The sequence below is a fragment of the Nitratireductor aestuarii genome (assembly GCF_014641695.1).
GTDB lineage: Bacteria > Pseudomonadota > Alphaproteobacteria > Rhizobiales > Rhizobiaceae > Chelativorans > Chelativorans aestuarii.
This window is the reverse complement of sequence record NZ_BMIF01000011.1, coordinates 65,882-87,272: the sequence shown is the minus strand read 5'-3', so window position 1 is coordinate 87,272 and position 21,391 is coordinate 65,882. Positions and strand designations below refer to the sequence as shown.

The following is a 21,391-nucleotide window of genomic DNA, read 5'->3' as shown; positions in this document are numbered from 1 at the left end:
TTTCCAGAAAGCATCGAGGCGCCTCTTCAAGGCGCCAGCTGCCGCTTTTTAGATCTTCGACTTCTTCTTGCCCGCGGAACGCTCTTGTGTGAGCGCCATCTCATCGCATGCAGTGCCTTTCCACGGGCGGTAACCTGCACCATAGGCTGCCTTCGCGAGCAGATGCGCTGATATCGGCGTGGTGAGGATCAGGAACAGGATAGCGAGGATCGCCCGCAACGCCATGGCAACGTCCGTGGCGTGGATCGCAAGGCCAATGAGGATCAGCCCCGAGCCGAAGACGCCAGCCTTGGAGGCCGCGTGCATGCGCGTGTAAAGGTCGGGAAAGCGCAGCACGCCCATGGCCGCGAAGAGGGTGAAGAGCGCGCCAATGATGACCAGAAGGCCGACGAGGATGTTCCAAAGCTCGGTCATGGACGCCTCTTCGCGTTCAGGCGGGCAGAAATTTCCTGATAGTCCTGGCGGTAGCGGCGGCTCATGATGAAACGGGCAAAGGCTACCGTGGTGAGGAAGCCCACGAGGCCGAGCGCTATGGCGATATCGAGATAGATGGTGAAGCCCGTTCTGATGCCGATGACACCGATGAAGCCGATGGCAATCGCCACGAGCATGTCGAGCGCAAGTACGCGGTCAGGTACGCCCGGTCCAAGGATGACGCGGGCCACCGTGAGCAGGAAGGCGAGGGACAGGATGCCGAGCGCGATCAGGGTCGCAAACTCCAGGAAGCCGGTTGCAGCCTCGTTCATCGGAATGCCTCCAGAATGGCGCGCTCGAAACCGTTTTCAATGTCGGCACGGATCGCGGCCGGATCGCTGCAGTCCAGCGCGTGAATGAAGAGGAGCTTGCGGTCCTCCGACACATCAACGGAAAGGGTGCCGGGCGTGAGCGTAATGAGATTTGCCAGCAGCGTGATCTCCATGTCGCTGGTGACCTTGAGCTCATAGGAAATGAAGCCCGGTTTCAGCTCCATGTTCGGCTTGAGCACGGTGAGCGCGACCTTGGAGGCCGACTTCACCAGCTCTTTGATGAAAAGGATCACCAGGCCGAGGATGCGGGATGCATGGACGAAGTAGGACCGGGCACCGGTCTGCTCGCGAACGAGATAGATGATGAAAGCCGCAAGCAGGAAGCCGAACACCATGTTGGCGAAGGAGAACGATCCGGTCACAGCCGTCCAGAGGAGAGCCAGGATCAGATTGACGAGGAAGGTGCTCATTGGACAACCTCCGGGAAGACGCTCCGGATATAGGCAGACGTGTCGGTGAGGCCGGCTGCCGCTTTGGTCGCCACATTCGCGAAGGGTTCGGGATAGACGCCCATCCACACGATTGGCACAGCAAGCACCAGGAGCGCGGCATACCCAATCCCAGGTGAGACGACCATGGCGGTCGACGGTTCAACGGCGGGGCGCCAGACGGCCAGGAGGAAGACGCGGCCAAGGGCTAGCATCGTGAGCAGGCTAGACAGCAGGATGGCGAATGCGAGCCATGGTGCGCCACCATCGATCGACGCGCGGATCAGCATCACCTTTGGCCAGAGTCCGGATGCCGGGGGCAGGCCAGAGACGGCGAGGAACAGAAGGAAGGCGAAGGCCGCTACCAGCGGGTGGGATGTGTAGAGGCCGGAAAGCGTGCGCAGCGAATAGGTGCCGGCCAGTCCGTTCATGACGCCTGCCAGAAGATAGAGCGCGGTCATCACGAGGATCGAGTGGAAGGCGTAGAAGATCGCGCCGGAGAAGCCTTCGACCGAGCCGAGCGCAAGGCCCGCCATCATCGTGCCGACGCCGGAGATCACCACGAACCCGAGGATGCGGCGCAGATCCGTCTGGGCGAGAGCTCCCATCACGCCGATGATCATGGTCGCGGCGGCGACCCAGGCGATCAGGGTCGAGAGCAGCGTCAGTTGGTCGGGCATCAGCATGCCGAAGGTGCGCAGCAGGGCGTAGACGCCAATCTTGGTCAGCACACCACCGAACAGGGCCGCAGCAGCGATGCGGGGGGTGTGGTACGAGGCTGGCAGCCAGAAGTTGACCGGAAAGGCGGCGGCCTTCATGGCAAAGGCGAAGAAGAAGAGCGTGGCGAGCGTTCCGGCCGGAATGGAATCCTGCACCTCGGGCATCACGCGGGCGATATCCGCCATGTTGAGCGTACCGAGCGCGCCATAGAGCAGGGCAGTGGCGGTGAGGAAAAGCGTCGTGCCGAGGAGGTTCAGGATCGCGTATTTGGTAGCGCCGTCAAGCTGCCGACGTTCTGAGCCTAAAACCAGCAGGCCGAAGGACGAGATGAGGAAGACTTCGAACCAGACGTAGAGATTGAAGATGTCGCCCGTGATGAAGGCGCCGTTGACGCCTGCCATCATGAGCATCAGGAAGCCATAGAAGCCGTAGCGTCGTCCTCTCGCGCCGATGTCGGTGAGGGAGTAAAGGGCACAGACGAGGGCTGAGAGCGTCGCCGCCAGGCCCATCGAGGCGCCGAGCACATCCGCCGTGAACGAGATACCAAAAGGCGGTAGCCAGCGACCCATGGTCATCGTGAGCGGGCCGGTTTCCAGGACACGCGCAAGAAGCCCAATGTGCCCGAGCAGGGCGAGAAGGAGCGCGCCGATCGCAATGCCGGCGTGAAAGCGCGTTTCGTGCCGGATCATCAGCAGCAGGGCACCTGCGATGAGCGGGATGATGACCGGCGCTGTAATGATCCAGTCAGCGAGCGCGGTCGGCTCGAGGATCATCGCGTCAGACAGATCTACGGAACTATGTTCAATGGCCATGCAGACGCTCAGTATCCAAGGGGCGGAAGGCCTTCGTTCTTCGGTTCGGCGACACGCATGTCGTCCGTGTCGTCGGTGCCAAGCTCCTGATAGGTGCGGAAGGCGAGGACGAGAAGGAAGGCAAAGAAGGAGAAGGAAATGACGATAGCCGTCAGGATGAGAGCCTGAGGCAGGGGATTGGCGGTTCCGGCGGCCAGTGCGTCGGCGTCAATGGGGATGATCGGCGGGGCAAGGCGGGTGATCCGGCCAGCGGTGAAGATGGTGAGGTTCACCGCGTTGCCGAAGATCGCGATGCCGATCAGGATGCGGATGTTGTGCCGCGACAACATCAGGTAGAAGCCGACGGTGAAGAATACCGCAACGGTAAGCGTGAAGATGAGGTCCATCAGCCGTCCTCCCTTTCCTCAAGCGCAAGCGCAATTGATGTGAAGGACCCGAGAACCACCAGGTAGACCCCTAGGTCAAAAGTGACGACGGTGGCGATGTCGACCGTTGCGCCGAGGAACCCGAAGGACCCCCAAACGCCGGTCATCAGGGGCACGCCGTGGAAGATGGAAAAGACGCCGGAAAGGGCGCTCAGCATCAACCCGCTACCGGCAATAGCCATGGGGTGGAAATAGAGCGCCTTGCGGACGGCCGGAACGCCGTAGGCTATTCCATAGACTGCTGCGGCTGAGGCTGCGATCAGGCCGCCGATGAAGCCGCCGCCCGGTTCGTTGTGGCCTCGCAGCGTTACAAAGATGGAGAACAGAACCATCAGGCTGGAGATGTAGGGGGCGGCGGTTCTGAAGATCAGCGTCTGCATCTCAGGCCTCGCTCTTCTTGGCTGGAGCCGCGGTCTTGGTCGACCTCGGCGTAGCGACACGGATCAGGGCGAGGATCGCCAGTCCCGTGATCATCACCACGGAGATCTCGCCCAGAGTATCCAGACCGCGGAAGTCGACGATGATGACGTTCACGACGTTGCGGCCGTGGGCGATGACGCGGGAATATTGCGCGTAGAAGTCGCTGAGCCCGGCGTTGAAGGGCACCTGGGTCACGCGCAGGAGCAGCAGGCCGAGGCCGGCGCCACAGAACGAGGCGATGGTGACGTCGAGGAGCTTCTGGCCCAGCGGACGATGGTCTGACGGCTGCAGATTGAGGCGGGTCAGCACCAGCGCAAGGATGACGACCGAAAGCGTCTCCACCATGAACTGGGTGAAGGAAAGGTCCGGTGCGCCGAAGAGCATGAAGAGCATGGCGACCGCAAAGCCCTGGATGCCGAGCGAGACCACCGCAGTCAGGCGATCCCGCGCCCAGAGCACCGCGGCAAGGCCAATGCCAGCGATGAGGAATACCGCCCATTCGTAGAAGCGCAGGTCCGGGAAGTCAGGCAGAACGGGGAGTTCGCCCAGGGCGATCATCGGGATGAGAATGGAGGCGGCGAGGAGGCCCAGGGTAGCTGTAAGATAGAATTCCAGACGACCGTTCTGGAAGCGATTGGTGACCAGGGCCGACAGGCGGATGATGCCGCGGATCGCCTGATCAAACCCGCGGTCCGGGCCCCAGCCAATGGCCTGCAGGGTGGACGCCATGGCTTCGCGTGCCGAGGTGAGGCGGATGAAGATGATCACGCCGAGTGCAACTGTCAGCAGCGACAGGAGAAGCGGCAGCCCGATGTGCGGGATGACCGAAATCGAAACGCTCACCGGCTCTCCGGCGACGGCGCTCGCCATTGGCGTGGAGATGATGCCGTGGCTGAACGTGGAGAGGAGCGCGAAGACGAGGCCGAGAGCGGCGAGTACAACGGGACCGAGCCAGAGGAGAGCTGGGCCTTCGTGGGGTTTCTTCGGCGTTTCGACCTTTTCGCCGGTGAAGGGCTTCAGCGCCACCGCGAAGCCGAGGGCAAACATCAAGGCGTTGCCGATGAAGGCGACGATGGTGAGCAGGATGGTCCAGCCGTTTGCGAAGCCAAGGCCTGCATAGATCTCTTCCTTGGCGAGGAAGCCTGCGAAGGGTGGCAGTCCGCCCATGGAGCAGGCGGCAAGGACGGCAGCGGCGAAGGTGATGGGCATGGCCTTGCCGATGCCGCCGAGCTTGCGGACGTCACGCGTGCCGGTCTCGTGGTCGATGATGCCGGCGACCATGAAGAGCGCGCCCTTGAACATCGCATGGGCGACCAGATAGAGGACCGCCGCTTCAATGGCGGTTTCCGAGCCGAAGCCCGTCAGCATGACCAGCAGGCCGAGCGAGGCGACCGTGGTGTAGGCGAGCATCAGCTTCAGGTCAGTCTGGCGGATGCCGAGCAGCGCTCCTACGAGGAGGGTAGCGCCACCAAAGAGCGGCAGGATCGTCTCCCATGCCACGGTATCGCCCATAACCGGATTGAGGCGCATCAACAGGTAGACGCCGGCCTTCACCATGGTGGCTGAATGCAGGTAGGCCGAAACCGGTGTTGGCGCTTCCATCGCGTTCGGAAGCCAGAAGTGCAGCGGAAACTGCGCCGACTTGGTGAAGGCGCCGCCGAGGATGAGCAGCAGGGCAGCGAGGTAGAGCGGCGCGTCACGCAGTGCTGAGCCCTGTTCCAGAAGCGTGGAAAGGGCGTTCGCGCCAGTGATGTTCCAGATCAGGAGCAGGCCTGCCAGGAGCGAAAGACCGCCAAGGCCGGTAACCATCAGCGCCTGGATCGCTGCGCGGCGGGAAGCTTCGCGGGCGTGATCGAAGCCGATCAGGAGGAAGGACGTGATGGACGTCAGTTCCCAGAACACGAAGAGCATCAGGAAAGAGTCAGAGACGACGAGGCCCTGCATCGCACCCATGAAAAGCAGGATGAAGGAGAAGAAGCGGCCCAGATGCGGATGACCCTTCAGATAGCCGCCGGCATAGAGCACGATCAAGGTGCCGATGCCCGTCACCAGCAGTGCGAAGGTGAGGGACAAGCCGTCAATCAACCACGAGAAATCGACATCAAGTGACTCAAACCAGGGATAGCCGCCCGTGACGGTTTGGCCAGAGGAGACGGTGCCGATGAAACCGGTGAAATGAAGGAAGCAGAGGGCGGGAACGATTGCGAGTGGCCAGGCTGCCTGATGGTTCAGGAAGCGGGTGAGAAACGGGGCCAGTAATGCTCCCACGAACGGCAAGAACAGTACGGTTAAGGTAACCCATTCCTGATGCACTATCGCTGTCCCTTTCCGACCTTTCCACGTTAGAAATGGAAGGTCTCTCCCAAGAAATTGCTGCGAAATGGATAAACGGACGATCCCCCGGGGGCAAGGCAAACCGGACTCAAAGGATCGTTATTCACGAAAAGTGCCATGATTTTTATAATGGTGAAGCTGACAAAGTACGTCTGATTACCTATGTGTGGAGGACAAAAAGGAGGCACCCTGATGTCCGACGAGACTGCATCAAAGGTACAGAAGAGCGACCAGGAATGGCGCGAGCAGCTCACTCCCGAACAGTATCAGGTTACGCGATGCGGCGGTACGGAACGCGCATTCACCGGGCCATACTGGGATAACAAGAAGCCGGGACGCTACTATTGCATCGGCTGTGGAAAGCTCCTGTTCGACTCCGAGACGAAATACGACTCCGGGTCGGGCTGGCCGAGCTTCTGGGCTCCTGTCGAACAGGACGCTGTTTCTCTTGCTGAAGACACGTCGTACGGAATGCATCGCATCGAAGTTCGGTGTGCGGATTGCGAGGCCCATCTGGGGCACGTCTTCAACGACGGACCACAGCCTACGGGCCTGCGCTACTGCATGAATGGTACGGCGCTTTCATTTGAAGAGCGCGACGAGTAGGCCGTCGTTTCACGGAGCAAGAACAGGGCATCCCACCGGGTGCCCTGTTTCGTTCTAAGGGTGAATCAGGCCGTGGCGAGAGCCGAGGCGGCCTCGTGCTTGATGCGCTGGATCATCGAACGCAGGCCGTTGGAGCGCTGCGGTGTCAGATGCTCGTTGAGGCCCAGCGAGCGGAGCGTCTCTTCGGCGTCGATCTTCATGATCTGGCTTGCGCGCTGCCCGGAGAACAGGGCGAGCATGATTGCGACCAGTCCGCGAACAATGTGCGCATCGGAATCGCCAAGGAATTTCATCTCGGGATCCGAACCGTCGCCAATCGTGGTGTGAAGCCAGACCTGGCTTACGCAGCCACGCACCTTGTGCTGCTCGTCGCGCGCTTCTTCCGGGTAGGCAGGAAGGTCGTTGCCAAGCTCGATGATGTAGCGGTAGCGCTCCTGCCAGTCGTCGAGGAAGGCGAAATTGTCACGGATGGTGTCAATGTCTGTCATCATGGGCGTTCATATAGACATTGAGCACTGAAACGTCACGGAAAAATGCAGCGGGTAGCGCGCGACTAGCCCTTCGGTCTCGCCTCAACGGGGATGGCTGCGGGCGGGGTGGCATCGGCAGGCTCGCCGTCCGGTTCCGCCGCGCTGTTGTCGATCATCTGCTGAGCCAGGCGCATACCTTCACTGGCGCGGGTAAGCACCGTCTGGAATGCGGCGGTTGCCGTCTCGCAGACCATGGGCTGGCGCTCACAGATGGAGGCGATGTCGGCGATGGCATCGCGCGCCGCCATCAGCGTCTGAATCGGGTTGACCGATGGAGATTCGCCGTCGCCTGTCCCGATCGGGATGAAGAGCAGGGCGAGCCCGATCCAGAAGCAGCAGCGAAGCAGAAAACCCATAATCAAACCTCGAACGACCCGGCACACGGAGTGCCGTCCGGTTCTTTTACGCCCGATCTTCTTGCATTCCGTTAACGCAAGGTTTCTCCCGATTCATCAAGGCCTTGTCGGGTCGACCGTTTGTTAACCATGGCAACAATCCGGCGGCAAAATTTGGACGCTCGACCGCCACCCGGCCCCGATTTTTACCCTTTCCTTAAGTGCTCGATGCGAGGGTCGGCAGGTAAGAAACTGCCTCAATGAAAACAGAGCGCGTCCAGTTGAGTACTCAAAGCTCCATTCTGCAAGACCGATTTCAGGCAACCAGCGCCTTCTGCGAGAGGCTGCTGCACCCTTCCGTTGCGGAAGAGGGTGAACGTGTTTGCCAGAAGCGTCTTTTGCAGGTGCTGTTCTGTGCTCCGGCAGTCTTTGTCATTGGAACGGCCCAGATCGTAAGCCACCTCGGCGAAGTGCCAGGTGCAATTGCTGGTCTGGCTCTGAGCATCGCACTCTTGCTGGCGGCCGCAGCCGTACTTTGCTCGACGGGTAAGCGCCGTATCGCGGAAGTAATGGGCCTTTGTGCCGGCGGCGCTGGCATTGCCACGATGATCGCGCTCGGTGGTGGACTGACGTCTCCGTTTACGGTTCTGCTTGGAGCTCTTGCGATCGAGGCCGGCTGGGTTGCGCGGGAGCGTCGTGCGCTGATCTGGGGCGTAGGTGCTGCTGCGGTTGCTGCGCTGGTTTCTGTTGTTCTTGTTTCCCTTGTTCCGCAGGTTGCCCCATCCGCCTGGAGCTGGCTGACGCCGCTCTTCTATGGCCTGCTGCTTGCAATCCGTTTCCCGGCTGTAGAAGAGCCTGAGGCTTCTGAAGAAGTGCAGGCAGGCAGCGCGGATGCGGTGGTTGTTGCGGCAGGGGCGATCATTCTCCGGCTGCAGACCAATGGCGAGGTGATGTCCGCCACGGCGCGTGCCAAGGCTGCCCTGGGCGTCGAGCCTGAGCTGCTGGTTGGTACCGGCTTCTTCGAGCGCGTGCTCGTCTCCGATCGGGTAGGCTACCTCTCGGCCGTTGCAGATGTTCGCGATGGAAAGGCTGTGAAGGGACTGCGCCTGCGCATTCGGGTTCCGGCCGAGGCGGGCTACCGTGCGTTTTTCGCCGATATGGCGATGAACGAGGGAGGCGAGATCGTCGTCGTCCTGCGGGATGACGAGGCTTCATCTCAACTTGAGAACGCGCTGGCGGATGCGAAGCGGGAGGTGAAGGAAGCCGTTGAGCTTCGTGACCATCTGCTGGCTTCCGTGAGCCATGAGCTGAAGACGCCGCTCAATGCGATTGCAGGTTTTTCAGATGTGCTGGTGAACGAGATGTTCGGCCCGTTCGCCAATGCCAAGCAGCGTGAATACGTGACGCTGATCAATGAGGCGAGCAGCCATCTGCTCAACGTGGTGAACGCCGTGCTGGATGTTTCCAAGATGCGGGCGGGAACATATGAGGGTGAGGTGGAGGAGTTCCGTCTGGATGAGGCTGCAAAGCTGACGCTTGCAATCGTGTCGCGTGAAGCCAACGCCAAGGCAGTGAAGCTGGAACTCGATCTCGACGAGCGGATCGGAACGGTTCACTGTGACCGCCGCGCGCTGCAGCAGATTCTCATCAACCTGCTGTCAAATGCGGTAAAGTTTACGCCGGAGGGCAGCGTGCGGCTGGCAATTCGCCAGCGCGCGCAGCGTCTGCACCTGACCGTCAGCGACACGGGCATCGGAATTGCGCCGGAAGATCTTGCCCGGCTTGGCAAACCCTTCACCCAGGTGAAGAATGCTCATTCGAGCCAGGGCACGGGGCTGGGGCTATCGCTGGTCGACGGACTTGTGCAGGCTAGCGGTGGAAGTATGAGCATCGAAAGTGCTCCGGGAGCGGGAACGAAGGTTCATGTCTCGCTTCCGGTAAGCGGTGGGGTGATTGAACGGACCGGAAGGACAAGCGGAGCAAAGTTGAGTGGCGAATGGAATGAAGTCCCGTACCGCAAAACAGCCTAAGCGGCGGAAGGCTCGCAAGAGCCTTCTATATGCCGGTGTGTCGCGGCTTGCGACAGCGGTTGCGCGTAACCCCGTTTCTTTTGGCGGCTCGACCGCCTTTCTTGTGACGCTTGCCGTCGTTTCGGTGAATGCACTGTGGAATCAGGCCCAGGTGCATCCGAGCGCGTTCGTTTCCACGCGTGCGCCGCTGATGCCGGTGAAGGCGATCCCGACACCCACGCCCGCTCCGGCGGAGGTGCGTTCGGAAGTGCCGCCGCGTGTTGACACGCCTGCGCCAGCCGTGGAGCTCTCGGACAATGGTCCGACGGGGTCGATCACGCCCCCCATGGGCGACAGCAATGTACGCTCTATCCAGCAGGTGCTGAACGGCCTTGGCCTGTATCAGGGGCCGGTGGATGGACTGACGGGACCTCAGACACGGACGGCGGTGGAGAATTATCGCCGGATCGTCGGTCTTTCGGCCGGCAGCGACATTGATGAGGCCCTGCTGATCCAGCTCGGACTGAGCAAAGCGCCTGCCGCCGAGCGCAAGGAAGCCTCGCTGAAGCCTGCACAAGCCAGTGCGCCCGTGTCGAGCGATGCCAGCGCGATCAAGCGGGTGCAGGCGGGTCTGAGAGCCTTCGGTCACACGGAGATCCAGGTGGATGGCGTGTTGGGCAAGGGGACGCGCGAGGCAATCCGCGAGTTCCAGTCGCTCTTCGGCCTGAAGGTGAACGGTGAAGTCAGCCGCGAGCTCATCGCCAAGATGCAGGAAATCGGCCTCGCCGAGTAGAGGAACTGGCGGATGCGCGTCACAAGCGACCTATGGGTTTCTGCTCTGGTCCGCCGGGTATTTTCTGACGGCGGATTTGCGGCGATCGAGCGCAAGGGCGCCCATGAGGCCGGAGCGATCTTTGTCGTGAGGCGCACGCGCATGGGCGAGTTCGAACTTTTCGGGCCAGCAGCCCAGACGAGCTACGACGAGACGAAACCCCAGGACAGACAGTTCAGCCGGCTACTCGCAACCTTCGAAGAGGAGGATGTGAAGGGGCGGCTCGAGCGCGAGATGCGGTTCGACCCGGACGTCTGGATCATCGAGCTCGATACGGACGCGGAGGTTGAAAACTACCTTGAGATAGCAGCGGACTGAGGCCCTGAGCCTGAGACGTTCGCTGCCGCATCCTGCTTGCGCCAATCCTCAAGGCGCTGCGCCGCTTCCTCCGGCTTGATAGCCGCAAAACGGTCGAGGAAAAGGCGGATTGCCGGACCGTAGAACACCTGGGACGAATAAAGCGTGGCGGTGAGCAGGAAGGCCTGCTCCTGGTTAAGGTCCAGGTGCTTGAGGCACGTCAGCAGATCGCCGTATGTGATGGCGCCGCAGATCCTGCGGGCGCGGAAGCCAGAAATGTTCAGAACCTTTGCGAGAGCCGACGGAAAAGCGTCGGGATCAGACGCAAGTGCCGCATCGCGCAGCGCCGGATAAGGTTTGTCGTGGTCAACGGTGACCGTGGCCGGAGCGGCTTCCGGTGCGGTGGGCTCGGCCGACGAAATCAGCGTGCGCAGCTGGTCCCGAACCTGATCAAGCACCGGGTTGGGGGCACGCTCGCGTGACTGACGCTCAGCGATCTCGCTTTCCGCGCGGGCATTGAGCAGGCGAACAAGGTTGACGATGACAGGATCGACGTTCTTCCGGCGCGCGATAACGCGAGCGTGCGATAGCCCGTGCTTGCTGATCAGGCGGAGCAAGTCGATCGTCCGCAGGGCTTTGGAGCTGATCAGGAGCGGCGCCGATACGTCGACGGGTTCCTCACATAGGCGCTTCAGCAGCTCGGGCGGCACGTCGGTGCATTTACTGAGGACCGTTGCAGCGTAGTGCTTTGCTTCGCGGGAGACCGAGTCATAGAGCCCGATGGCAAGATCATCGATCTGGGCGATCTCGTTGCGGGTGGGACGCGGGATGTTGGCGAAGGCGGCGATGGATGCGCGGAACAGACCCTCGCACTTACGGGGGCCATCCTCAAACGCAATATCCCTGAAGTCCGCGGTGATCACCAAGTGGCCTGAACGCTGAAACCCGACACAACAAACCGCCATCAGCGGTACGCTCAATTTACGAGCTATTTGTTAGCATCTCATTAACCCGCAGGTATCGCGCTAAGCAGTTGCCTCCTCCGTAAGACAAAATTAAGTATAGTACTGAAATGTTGGAGATGGAGGGGGCGTTGCACAATGTTAGTGGCATGAAACGAGAGATGGCAGCGATACTTCCAATGTTTCGGGGTAGAGGACTTGCGCGGCAAAAGACCAAACCCAGCACTGGCGAGGTGGGAACGATCACCATATTCCCAGGGATCCGCTATGAGAGACTCCCGGATGATCACGTTTACGCTTCGGTAGATCGCCAGAAAAAAGCTGAGGGCAGGAAAAAGCCGGAGCGCTGTTGATCCACGGAAAACAGGGGTAGTTTCCTGGAACTGCTATTGGCTTTCCAAGGCCTCGCATTGGAGGCTGTCCAGGAACGCCGACACTTTCGGCTGCCAGGTTTCATCCGGAACGAAGGCGCGGACGAGAACGAAGCCTTCGATGACACTGGTTTCGAGGTAGAGGGACTGATCGCCCTCATTGGCCTCATCAGCTTTGAGCCGCTGCATCTGGATTGGTGTGAGGACGACGGCGTCGAGGAGGGGTCCGCTGCTCACCCGATCGCTGATGCTGAACGTGTTGAGACCGCGCTCGTCATAGATTGCAAGGGTCCAGAACGGGATGTCGCCCTGACCGCGGACGGAGAGCATCCCGTCCTCGAGATTAAACCGACAGGCAGCCGCGTCAATGAATGGGTCGGCAGGATGAGGCAGAGCGCTGGTGGTGCTGTTGTCACCCCGCAGACGAACGGTTTCATAGTAGTCGGCGACGCTGGACACCTGGGTCCATGCGTCACGAACCGAATAATTGGGCAGCAGGAAAAGGATCACGAGGTGGACGATGCCAGCTCCGATCAGGCCCATAACGATAGCGTGAAACAGCCTAAGCATCGCATCCTGCCTGGGTGATCGTTGGCAGGGAGATCTCCGAGAGCTGCGAAGCGGCGGCGAGCGGCGTGTCGTAGAGGGTCAGTACGATCTGCATCCGGCCATCGCCTTCGACGGCAACCCAGTTCCCCGGTAGAGGATGGGATGAAACCGCGATCGAGAAGCGGTTGTTGTTCTCGAGTACGGCCATTTGCGAGTGGGTTGCGGACCGCTTCTGCTTGCTGCCAGGCAGAGCGTTGCCTTGCGCATCGGCTACGTAGAGAGTCCAGAGCCGAGCCGGAGGTGTGCTGCCTTCGATGCGATAAGTGCAGTTACGGCTCAGAGCTCCATTGCTGGAATCGGTGTGGGCAGTAAGGACGATACCCTCGGAAGGGCCGAGAGCGAGGCCGCCAGAGCGCACATGGCGAGCGCGGGAATAGGGATCGGCGTTGGGCGTTCCGGCGACAGGAAATGCTTCCCAGGGACCCGAGGTCAGCTTACCGAAGGGCGGCGCCTGCTCGAGTACCAGCCATACGCTCCAGGCCCCGCCGCCGATGGCGATGACAAGGAATAGTACGACGAGGAAGGCCCTGTAGATCATCGAATTCCTGACGGCTGACTTCACCAATATCAGCTTCTATTTGAAATACTGAGAGGTTCCAAGCTGTTGTTGTTGCACGGCTAAGATCATTTCAGCCTTTCCGCGAAAGGCAGGCGGTTCAGGAACTCCGGCGGAGGATGCGATCACAGGACCGACAGGGTTTCCGGTCCGGTGCTCGCCTGGATGGGGGGAGCGCTCCTGAACTGGTCAGCCATCTTCTTCAGAGTGTCGACCGTCGAGAAGGGCATCGACAGATTTGAAGGCGCGCCTGTCTCGACCTCGCTTGCTGACGCCACCGCAGGCGCCTGCGTGCCGCGCGGCAGAGGATTTTCGATGCCGGGGATGGGCTTCAGGATGACCTTCTGATGGGCAAAGGTCATGAAACGCTGCCAGATCATCGCTGGCAGCGTACCGCCGGTCATATCCTTGGTCGGCGAAAAGTCATCATTGCCGAGCCAGACGGCGCCGACGAAGTTGCCTGTGTATCCCACATACCAGGCGTCGCGATAGGACTGTCCCGTGCCCGTCTTGCCGGCCGATCGGATGCCTTCAAGTGCGGCCCGGCGGCCAGTGCCTGCCTCCGGGACGAGCACAAGCATGCTGTTCATCTGAGAGACCACCTGTTCGCTCAATACCCGCTTGGGCTGAGGTGCATGGCGTCGATGGTCATAGATCACTTCGCCGTTATGGGTGGTGAGCTGGAGGATTCCATGACGGATACCTGTGTAGCCGCCACTCGCAAACACGCTGTAGCCGGTCGCCTGGTCCATGACGGTCATGCCGGAGGTGCCGAGAACCATGGTCTTGTGACCATTGAGCTCTGACTCCACGCCCATACGCTGGGTAATTTCGACAACCTTATCAATGCCGAGGTGGTCGCGCGCCAGCCGAACGGGAACCGTGTTCAATGAACGGATAAGAGCGTTGCTGAGGGAAACCCTGCCGGCATAGCCGCGCGAATAGTTCTTCGGCGACCAGTTGCCCCACGAGATGGGAGCATCCGAGATCATGTAATCGGGCGTGAGCCCGGCTTCCATGGCAGCGGCAAAGACATAGGGCTTGAAGGAGGAGCCTGCCTGACGGAGTGCCTTGGTTGCACGGTTGAACTGGCTCTTTCCGTAGTCCCGTCCGCCAACGATGGCGCGGACAGCTCCATCGGTTTCCATGACGACGACTGCACCTTCGGAAGCGTTATACTGCTTCCCGAATTGGCGCAGGTGATATTCGACGGATTCCTCGACCGCTTTCTGCAGGTCCGGGTCGAGTGTCGTATACGCGACCAGCGAATGGGTGGTTCCCTTCGGAACGATCTTCTTGATCTCCTCAAACGCCCAGTCGAGGAAATAGTCAGGTGTATCGCGATCACCGCGGTCCACGGCGCTTGCGGGGTTCAACCGCGCGGTCAGGACCTGGCCCTCGGTCAGGAAGCCCGCCTGGACCATGTTGGAGAGCACCACATTTGCGCGCGCGCGGGCGGCGGGCAGATTGACGTGCGGTGCGTAGCGGGCAGGGGCCTTGAAGAGGCCCGCGATCATGGAGGCTTCGGCGAGCGACAGATCCTGGACGCGCTTGTTGAAATAGAAGTCGGCAGCTGCGGCAATGCCGAAGGTTCCGCCGCCGAGGTAGGCTCGATCGAGGTAGAGTTGCAGGATCTCGCGCTTGGTGAGGTTGGCTTCCAGCCAGAGCGACAGGAACGCTTCCTTGATCTTGCGCTCCATGGTCCGGTCGCTGCTCAGGAACAGGTTCTTGGCGAGCTGCTGGGTGAGCGTCGAGCCTCCCTGGACGATGGTGCGGGCGCGGATATTTTCCGACATCGCACGGAATAGGCCGATGAAATCAATGCCGTAGTGTTCGAAGAAGCGTCGGTCTTCGGTGGCGAGAACGGCCTTGATGACGTGGTCGGGCATCTCTTCGACAGGAACGGAGTCTCGCTGGATGATGCCACGCTGGCCAATCTCGTTGCCGTAGCGGTCAAGGAAGGTGACCGCGTAGTCGTCCTGGGCGAGCCAGTTGCCTTCCGTTTCCTGAAAGGCCGGAATGGCAAGCGCCAGCATAAGGACGGAGCCGACCGTGCCAAGGGTGAAGCCTTCGCTCGCGAGTTCGAAGAAGCCGCGGCGCCAGCCGGTTACCTTGAAGCGGCGGAAGAAGATTGAAATGCTCTCCCAGGCGTCGGCCGCCTTGAAACGCGCTTCGTAAAGCGTGGAATCGAGCCATGCGTCGACGGCGAGGAGGTTGATGCTCCACGGTTTCCAGCGTCGCCTGTTTGCTTTTCTATCCATCCCCGCGGCCGCCTGTCTGCATCCTAACACATAGTTGAGGCACGAATTGCTTGCGGCAAGTGAAGGGAGCCACCCCGTGACGAAATTTACCACACGAGTGGCATGAAAAGGAGTGGCTGGGTTACAATGTGGTAAAATATTTGTTCAGGTTGAGTGGCGTGACGAAGGTGATGAAGCGAAAGATATGTCTTGACCGTGACGGTGATCTGATATAACTTCTGTAATGTCCCAGAAGTGGGCATGAGATTTGAAGCGCCGCGCATCTTGCCGGCGCTTTTCGTATTTCTGGAGGATGCGGAACCGGCGGGCGTGTTGTCCCTGTGCGGCATCTTGTGCCAGCCGGGAGGGGTTCGCCAGCTGGTGCTGGCACTTTGGCGCATAACACGCCCGAATTTCTCGGGGCTCCCGCAGTTTCTGAGCCCCACACAGCAGAACAGATTTGTTTGTCCAGACCATCGATCCCGGGCATCTGCCTTGGGCAGTTGGCGTTTTGCGCGCGGGCGAAAACCATTCCTGTGCGGATGGCGATCAGACCGGCCGTCGATCGATGTTCGACGGGCAATCCAGAAAAATTTCGCAATAGGAGGGGGCATGACATCCGGAAAGGCCGGAGGGGTAATGCTGGCTGCCCGCTCGCTGATGGAAGGGGCGCCGCCAGACTTTGAGCTGCTCGCCCTGCTTTCAGGGAGATCAGTCAGCTATTTCGAGCGCATCGCAAAGAAGGAAGGCTGGAAGGTTCGGGAAACCAGCCAGGAAAGCCTGGCGGCGTTGGAGACGCGGCTTTCCGCCCTCATTACTGGCATGGTTGATGAGATCGAGAAGCTGGGGTTTTCGGCGCTTGGCGGGCAATATGACAAGCAGCGCCTGGATACCCTGACAGCCCTGCTGAAAATCGTCGAGCGCCTCGATGGGGTCGTTCGCGGAACCTGGTACTCAGTAGAAAAAGAAAAAAAAGACGATGAAGAACTGGCCACCGCGCTCGCCCTTGTGGACGCCCGGATCATTGAACTCGCTTGTGAACTCGCTGCCACCATGGGCGGAGAAGTATCTGACGGCGGAGGTGGCCGCGCAGGTATTGGATGAATGGGTGGGGACTTCCCGGCTCGCACAGTATCCGGCAGGGATGGGGCTCCGGGATATCTGGCTCGTCCTTGGCGGCCGTGGGGCGGGAAAGACACGGCTTGGGGCAGAATGGGTAAACGCGCTCGTCAATGGGTTTCGGCCGTTCGCAGATCACAGATACGGGCGGATCGCGCTGGTAGGCGAGACGCTCAATGACGTGCGGGAAGTGATGGTCGAGGGACCATCGGGGATCCTGAGTACCGCGCGCCGCAACCGGCCGCAGTACGAGCCAAGCCGCAGGCGGCTTGTCTGGGAGAATGGGGCGGTGGCGCAGATCTTTTCAGCGACCGAACCGGACAGCCTGCGTGGGCCGCAATTTGATGCCGCCTGGAGCGACGAGGTCGCCAAATGGAAGGATGCGGATGCATGTTTCGACATGCTGCAGTTTGGACTGCGGCTCGGGACACGGCCGATACAGATCCTGACGACGACGCCCAGACCGATCGGGTTGATCCGGCATCTTTTGGGCAGTGAGCAGGTGACTGTGACCCGCATGAAGACCGCCGACAATAGCGGCAATCTTTCCGCGAGCTTCATCGAAGCGGTGGAGCAGCGCTACGGCGGAACGGCGCTGGGGCGGCAGGAACTCGACGGAGAGATCATCGAGGACCGGCAGGGGGCGCTATGGACGAGAGCGCAGATCGATGAAGCGGGTCGGGTGCAGGCTGACTATCACGCCATGCGCCGTATCGTTATCGCGGTGGATCCGCCGGCGAGTAGCCGGAAAAGTTCGGATGCGTGCGGGATCATTGTGGCGGGTATTGATCAGGGGGACGTCGCGTGGGTGCTGCAGGATGCAACCGCGCAGGGGCTCAAGCCTCAGGACTGGGCGAGACAGGTGGTGAGCCTGTACCACAGGTTTGAGGCTGACATGGTTGTGGCCGAGGTAAACCAGGGCGGTGACATGGTCGCCTCGGTTCTGGCGACGGCAGATGCGTCGGTTCCGGTGACTCCAGTGCGGGCGACGCGGGGCAAGTGGACCAGAGCTGAGCCGGTGGCAGCACTCTATGCCCAGGGGCGGGTCCGCCATGCGGGACGCTTTCCAGAGCTGGAAGATGAAATGTGCAATTTCGGTCCGGATGGGCTGTCGGAAGGACACTCTCCGGATCGTGTAGATGCCCTAGTCTGGGCAATCAGCAGTTTAATTTTACGAGGAGATGCAGAACCGAAGATCCGTCATCTGGCGTGATCAGTCGAAGCGTGTGTTGAGAAAACGGGGGGCATTACAAGGTGAATTCGCACTGAATATTGTCGACAATATTTCAAGTGTGGTGCGTCCTTATTGTAAAGGATTTAATGTAATGTCTAATGCAATGTGCCTTCAGCCAAATTGTCAAATGCTTTTCATGTATAACAAGAAAAGTAGTGACGAATTGGAGCCTTTTGTCAGAGAGATCTGTAACCTTAATGGCGAAAATGTTGTCACGGATTTCAATCTTGATGGTACGCCATATCAGGAGACGATAGTCGAAGAGATCATTCCTGAAGATATCGATATCGAACAGGAGATGATGTGCGACGGAAACACCGCAATAAGCTTCATTCGGTGGTTTGTTTATATCAAGAGCGATCCAACCAAGAATTATAGTTATGATACAGATCTGGAAGGCGCTATATACACTCCAGCGGATCCAGGAAAAGTGGTCGCTGGCAATTGTAGCCTGAACTGTACCAAGTTCTTATTCTATGGCAACAACGATGGAACGTTGATCCCGTTTATTGGAGAACTGTGCAGCAATCCGAGCGGGTTTGGAGATGATCTAGTCTGGAGGACGATCTACAGCCTGCATCCAGATGGGGTTAAACCCGAGGGCGAGATTATCTTCCCCGAAGATGTCGACTTTGAAAAGCAGATGATGTGCGATGGCACGAACAGCTTCATCCGCTGGTATGTGCTTAGCAAGGGTGCGCCGCTCGGGATCAGCTTCGATACTGACATCAACGGTGAAATAGTTACCGTTACAGGAGACGTCGTTGTTGGGAGCTGCAACGCCGCCGACGATTGCGAGACGCTGATCTATTCTCAGGTCGAGGGTAAGGCGATCTCCACCTACCGAGCCAAGTTTTGCCCTGGCAAGGATCCGGTCTATTATGACGCGAACAATAACGTTGTTACACTGAGCGCCAGCGCCAAGCTTTTCCCGACCGGAGACATCGACGTCGAACAGCAGGTGATGTGCGACGGGACGACGACATTCGTCCGCTGGTACGTCTATGTAAAGAGCGATCCTTCGCTGAATTTCAGCTATGATACGGGCCTGGATGGCGCCTCGGCCTTTACGCCGGCAGGTGAGCCGAAGGCTGGCGGTTGCGAATCGGTTGATGACTGCGAGACGATCGTGGTGTCGGCGATCGACGGCCAGACGATCACGCCGTATCTGGCGCGCTACTGCAAGGACGAGCCAGTCGTCTACTATGATCCGCAGACGAATGAGGTTGCGACACCTGCGGGCACCGTGGTTCCAGCCGATGATGTCGACGTCAAACAGCAGGTGATGTGCGACGGAACGACCACGTTCGTTCGCTGGTACGTCTATGTGAAGAGCAATCCAGGGCTGAACTTCAGCTATGATACGGGTCTGGATGGCACGTCGGCCTATACGCCGGCGGGTGAACCGAAGGTTGGCGGCTGCGAGCCGATCGATGACTGCGAGACGGTCGTGGTATCGGCGATCAATGGCCAGACGATCACGCCGTATCTGGCGCGTTACTGCACGGGTGAGCCAGTCGTCTACTATGATCCGCAGACGAATGAGGTTGCGACACCTGCGGGCACCGTGGTTCCAGCCGATGATGTCGACGTCGAACAGCAGGTGATGTGCGACGGGACGACGACGTTCGCCCGCTGGTACGTCTATGTGAAGAGCAATCCTTCGCTGAACTTCAGCTATGACACGGGTCTGGATGGCACGTCTGCCTTTACGCCGGCGGGTGAACCGAAGGTTGGCGGTTGCGAGCCGATCGATGACTGCGAGACGGTCGTGGTATCGGCGATCGACGGCCAGACGATCACGCCGTATCTGGCGCGTTACTGCACGGGTGAGCCAGTCGTCTATTACGATCCGGAGACGAATGAGGTTGCGACACCTGCGGGGACGGTTGTTCCGGCCGACGATGTTGACGTCGAACAGCAGGTGATGTGCGACACCGAGGAGGACGGCCCCAGTACGACTTTCGTACGCTGGTTCGTCTATGTGAAGAGCGATCCGTCGCTGAACTTCAGCTACGATACCGACCTCGAAGGAGAAGCGCATACTGTTCGCGGGACGGTGACGTTTGGCAATTGTGCGACCGGCGACTGCGACACGAAGGCTCTGTACGAGAATACAGGCGATACGTTCAAGCCAATCTTCAGGAAGATCTGCACTGGCAAGGACCCGGTCTACTACGACATCAATGGCGTAGAAATCGATGCTCCGGCTGCGGATGCGAAACTGCTGCTGCCGGAAGACGTGGACGTCGAACAGCAGCTGATGTGTGACGTTGAGGACAGTGGTACCCGTACGACTTTCGTCCGCTGGTACGTTTATGTGAAGAGCGACCTGGCGCAAAACTTCAGCTACGACACCGGACTGGATGGATCGAACCATACCCTTCGCGGGACGGCGGTGTCCGGCAGTTGCGAAGCCGCAGATGATTGCGAGACGCTGCTCTATTCCGCGGTCGACAAAGGCAACAAGGCGATTACGAATTACCGGGTGAAGTTCTGCCCTGGCCAGGATCCGGTCTACTACGATACTGACAACAACGAGGTAGAGTTCAGCACAATTACGGGTACGCTCGTTCCTATTGAAGACGTCGATGTCGAACAGCAGGCCATGTGTGACGTCGAGGAGAGTACCGAGACAAGTACGACTTTCATCCGCTGGCAAGTTTATGTGAAGAGCGATCCGTCGCTGAACTTCAGCTACGATACCGACGTGGATGGCAATGAGTATACCCTGCGCGGAACGGCAGAGTTTGGCAGCTGTGCTGTCGATGATTGTGAAACGCGGTCGCTTTACCAGTGGGAGGGGGCTAATATCACCCCGATCTTCCAGAAGCGTTGCAGGGGCAAGGAACCGGTCTACTACGACATCAATGGCGCAAAGACTGACACTCCACCCGCAACCGCGACGCTGCTCTTGCCGGAAGATCTGGATGTAACGCAGCAGTTGATGTGCGATGGAGATCCTGAGGAGCCAGAGGTTTTCCTGCGTTGGCATGTGTCCATAAGAGGACGACCCTCCAAGATTTTCAACGACACTGATCTAAATGGTGCCCCTCTCACCCGGACGCCTGATCCAGCACGGGTAATGCCGGGGTTCTGTCCTGATTGCCCAAAGACAACTATCGTAGACATTTGCGACATCCTTCCTCCAGACGTATACGAAACCGAATACGGTGATGAAAACTCCGAAGGGACACCCTCTCGCCTACGAAACCCCGCGACGGATAAAGAATGGGTTGCGCTAAAGTTTGGCGGGATTTACCAGAACATGTTTTACTTCATAGGTGGACTCGAATTCGTTTTCGATGAGCCGGTAACCATAGAATACACTTTGTCCCCAGGTTATCCCTCCGATGTTACCAATGTGATGGGGATTAAGGGCGAGTTGATCGCACTTACAGGGGACGCCACATTTAATAACGGGAGCGTGAAGTTCCCCGCTTTTGCGGTCTCGCCGACAGCAACATTTCGGGAAACGAATATACTTAACCTAACGATGACAGCCGACCAGCAGATTCTTCTTACTTCGTTGAAGTTCCTCGTCGAGAAGGAACCAATTCCACTGATTTTGACGACAAAAACGACCTGCGAAGGACGCGTGACAGAGACGTTACAAACGTTGAGCGGTGAGGAGTATAAGGTTGTCGGCACATTAGGTCCGTGCAAATCCTAATCCCAATAAGCATGGCTGTCTTCGGGTGGGCAGATAGCACGATTGAAGCGAACTACTGACCTGGTGCTGCCGG

General features: G+C 59.4%; 20 protein-coding genes. 7 read left to right on the top strand and 13 right to left on the bottom strand.

Annotated features, from left to right (window positions below):
• Nucleotides 1–48 precede the first annotated feature (48 nt).
• The 7 genes from mnhG to IEX27_RS16415 are packed head-to-tail and all read right to left on the bottom strand — an operon-like array spanning nt 49 to nt 5,924.
• Entirely contained in the window at nt 49–414 is a 366-nt protein-coding gene (mnhG, locus tag IEX27_RS16445; RefSeq protein WP_188722175.1) for a monovalent cation/H(+) antiporter subunit G, read from the bottom strand.
• Nucleotides 411–746: a cation:proton antiporter gene (locus tag IEX27_RS16440; RefSeq protein ID WP_188722174.1), complete on the bottom strand. Its 336-nt coding sequence runs from the start codon at nt 744–746 to the stop codon at nt 411–413. The genes mnhG and IEX27_RS16440 overlap by 4 nt, the downstream gene beginning before the upstream one ends.
• Complete coding sequence (locus IEX27_RS16435) at nt 743–1,216, bottom strand: Na+/H+ antiporter subunit E (protein ID WP_188722173.1); 474 nt, start codon at nt 1,214–1,216, stop codon at nt 743–745. Before IEX27_RS16435 ends, IEX27_RS16440 begins: the two co-directional genes overlap by 4 nt.
• Entirely contained in the window at nt 1,213–2,766 is a 1,554-nt protein-coding gene (locus IEX27_RS16430) for a Na+/H+ antiporter subunit D (protein ID WP_188722172.1), read from the bottom strand. The genes IEX27_RS16435 and IEX27_RS16430 overlap by 4 nt, the downstream gene beginning before the upstream one ends.
• Nucleotides 2,767–2,774: 8 nt before the next feature.
• A complete protein-coding gene (locus IEX27_RS16425; RefSeq protein WP_188722171.1) occupies nt 2,775–3,152 on the bottom strand; it encodes a Na+/H+ antiporter subunit C in 378 nt (125 codons plus the stop codon).
• Nucleotides 3,152–3,571 carry a Na(+)/H(+) antiporter subunit B gene (locus tag IEX27_RS16420; RefSeq protein ID WP_188722170.1) on the bottom strand — a complete coding sequence of 140 codons (420 nt, stop codon included), beginning with the start codon at nt 3,569–3,571 and terminating at the stop codon, nt 3,152–3,154. The genes IEX27_RS16425 and IEX27_RS16420 overlap by 1 nt, the downstream gene beginning before the upstream one ends.
• A 1-nt stretch (nt 3,572) precedes the next feature.
• Nucleotides 3,573–5,924, bottom strand: coding sequence for a putative monovalent cation/H+ antiporter subunit A (locus IEX27_RS16415; protein ID WP_188722169.1), 2,352 nt, complete (start codon nt 5,922–5,924; stop codon nt 3,573–3,575).
• Nucleotides 5,925–6,137: 213 nt separating this feature from the next.
• Between IEX27_RS16415 and msrB the strand changes: the two genes are divergently transcribed.
• Nucleotides 6,138–6,551 carry a peptide-methionine (R)-S-oxide reductase MsrB gene (gene msrB, locus IEX27_RS16410; RefSeq protein ID WP_188722168.1) on the top strand — a complete coding sequence of 138 codons (414 nt, stop codon included), beginning with the start codon at nt 6,138–6,140 and terminating at the stop codon, nt 6,549–6,551.
• Nucleotides 6,552–6,616: 65 nt separating this feature from the next.
• Here the strand turns inward: msrB and IEX27_RS16405 are convergent, their stop codons facing one another.
• Both IEX27_RS16405 and IEX27_RS16400 read right to left on the bottom strand, forming a co-directional pair.
• Nucleotides 6,617–7,042 carry a SufE family protein gene (locus IEX27_RS16405; RefSeq protein WP_188722167.1) on the bottom strand — a complete coding sequence of 142 codons (426 nt, stop codon included), beginning with the start codon at nt 7,040–7,042 and terminating at the stop codon, nt 6,617–6,619.
• A 62-nt stretch (nt 7,043–7,104) separates the two neighbouring features.
• Nucleotides 7,105–7,437 carry a DUF5330 domain-containing protein gene (locus IEX27_RS16400; RefSeq protein WP_188722166.1) on the bottom strand — a complete coding sequence of 111 codons (333 nt, stop codon included), beginning with the start codon at nt 7,435–7,437 and terminating at the stop codon, nt 7,105–7,107.
• A gap of 239 nt (nt 7,438–7,676) precedes the next feature.
• Between IEX27_RS16400 and IEX27_RS16395 the strand changes: the two genes are divergently transcribed.
• The 3 genes from IEX27_RS16395 to IEX27_RS16385 are packed head-to-tail and all read left to right on the top strand — an operon-like array spanning nt 7,677 to nt 10,575.
• Nucleotides 7,677–9,446 carry a sensor histidine kinase gene (locus IEX27_RS16395; RefSeq protein WP_188722165.1) on the top strand — a complete coding sequence of 590 codons (1,770 nt, stop codon included), beginning with the start codon at nt 7,677–7,679 and terminating at the stop codon, nt 9,444–9,446.
• Complete coding sequence (locus tag IEX27_RS16390; protein ID WP_188722164.1) at nt 9,418–10,218, top strand: peptidoglycan-binding domain-containing protein; 801 nt, start codon at nt 9,418–9,420, stop codon at nt 10,216–10,218. Before IEX27_RS16395 ends, IEX27_RS16390 begins: the two co-directional genes overlap by 29 nt.
• 12 nt (nt 10,219–10,230) lie before the next feature.
• Nucleotides 10,231–10,575 carry a DUF1491 family protein gene (locus tag IEX27_RS16385; RefSeq protein WP_188722163.1) on the top strand — a complete coding sequence of 115 codons (345 nt, stop codon included), beginning with the start codon at nt 10,231–10,233 and terminating at the stop codon, nt 10,573–10,575.
• Here the strand turns inward: IEX27_RS16385 and IEX27_RS16380 are convergent.
• The 4 genes from IEX27_RS16380 to IEX27_RS16365 all read right to left on the bottom strand — a co-directional run bounded on the left by IEX27_RS16380 (nt 10,551) and on the right by IEX27_RS16365 (nt 15,313).
• Nucleotides 10,551–11,477 (bottom strand): hypothetical protein, encoded by a 927-nt coding sequence (locus IEX27_RS16380; protein ID WP_188722162.1) that lies wholly within the window; start codon nt 11,475–11,477, stop codon nt 10,551–10,553. The two genes, IEX27_RS16385 and IEX27_RS16380, sit on opposite strands and share 25 nt — an antisense overlap.
• 425 nt (nt 11,478–11,902) lie before the next feature.
• On the bottom strand, nt 11,903–12,457 hold the full coding sequence (locus IEX27_RS16375) for a DUF1254 domain-containing protein (RefSeq protein WP_188722161.1): 555 nt from the start codon (nt 12,455–12,457) through the stop codon (nt 11,903–11,905).
• Nucleotides 12,450–13,058: a DUF1214 domain-containing protein gene (locus IEX27_RS16370; RefSeq protein WP_244630413.1), complete on the bottom strand. Its 609-nt coding sequence runs from the start codon at nt 13,056–13,058 to the stop codon at nt 12,450–12,452. The genes IEX27_RS16375 and IEX27_RS16370 overlap by 8 nt, the downstream gene beginning before the upstream one ends.
• Before the next feature lie 119 nt (nt 13,059–13,177).
• Nucleotides 13,178–15,313, bottom strand: coding sequence for a transglycosylase domain-containing protein (locus IEX27_RS16365; RefSeq protein WP_188722159.1), 2,136 nt, complete (start codon nt 15,311–15,313; stop codon nt 13,178–13,180).
• A 591-nt stretch (nt 15,314–15,904) separates the two neighbouring features.
• On the opposite strand from IEX27_RS16365, the gene IEX27_RS21415 reads away from it, so the two are divergent.
• The 3 genes from IEX27_RS21415 to IEX27_RS16355 all read left to right on the top strand — a co-directional run bounded on the left by IEX27_RS21415 (nt 15,905) and on the right by IEX27_RS16355 (nt 21,318).
• Nucleotides 15,905–16,396 (top strand): hypothetical protein, encoded by a 492-nt coding sequence (locus tag IEX27_RS21415; protein ID WP_244630407.1) that lies wholly within the window; start codon nt 15,905–15,907, stop codon nt 16,394–16,396.
• A complete protein-coding gene (locus IEX27_RS16360; RefSeq protein WP_444980175.1) occupies nt 16,317–17,624 on the top strand; it encodes a DNA-packaging protein in 1,308 nt (435 codons plus the stop codon). The genes IEX27_RS21415 and IEX27_RS16360 overlap by 80 nt, the downstream gene beginning before the upstream one ends.
• A gap of 112 nt (nt 17,625–17,736) precedes the next feature.
• Complete coding sequence (locus IEX27_RS16355; protein ID WP_188722157.1) at nt 17,737–21,318, top strand: hypothetical protein; 3,582 nt, start codon at nt 17,737–17,739, stop codon at nt 21,316–21,318.
• Nucleotides 21,319–21,391 lie beyond the last annotated feature (73 nt).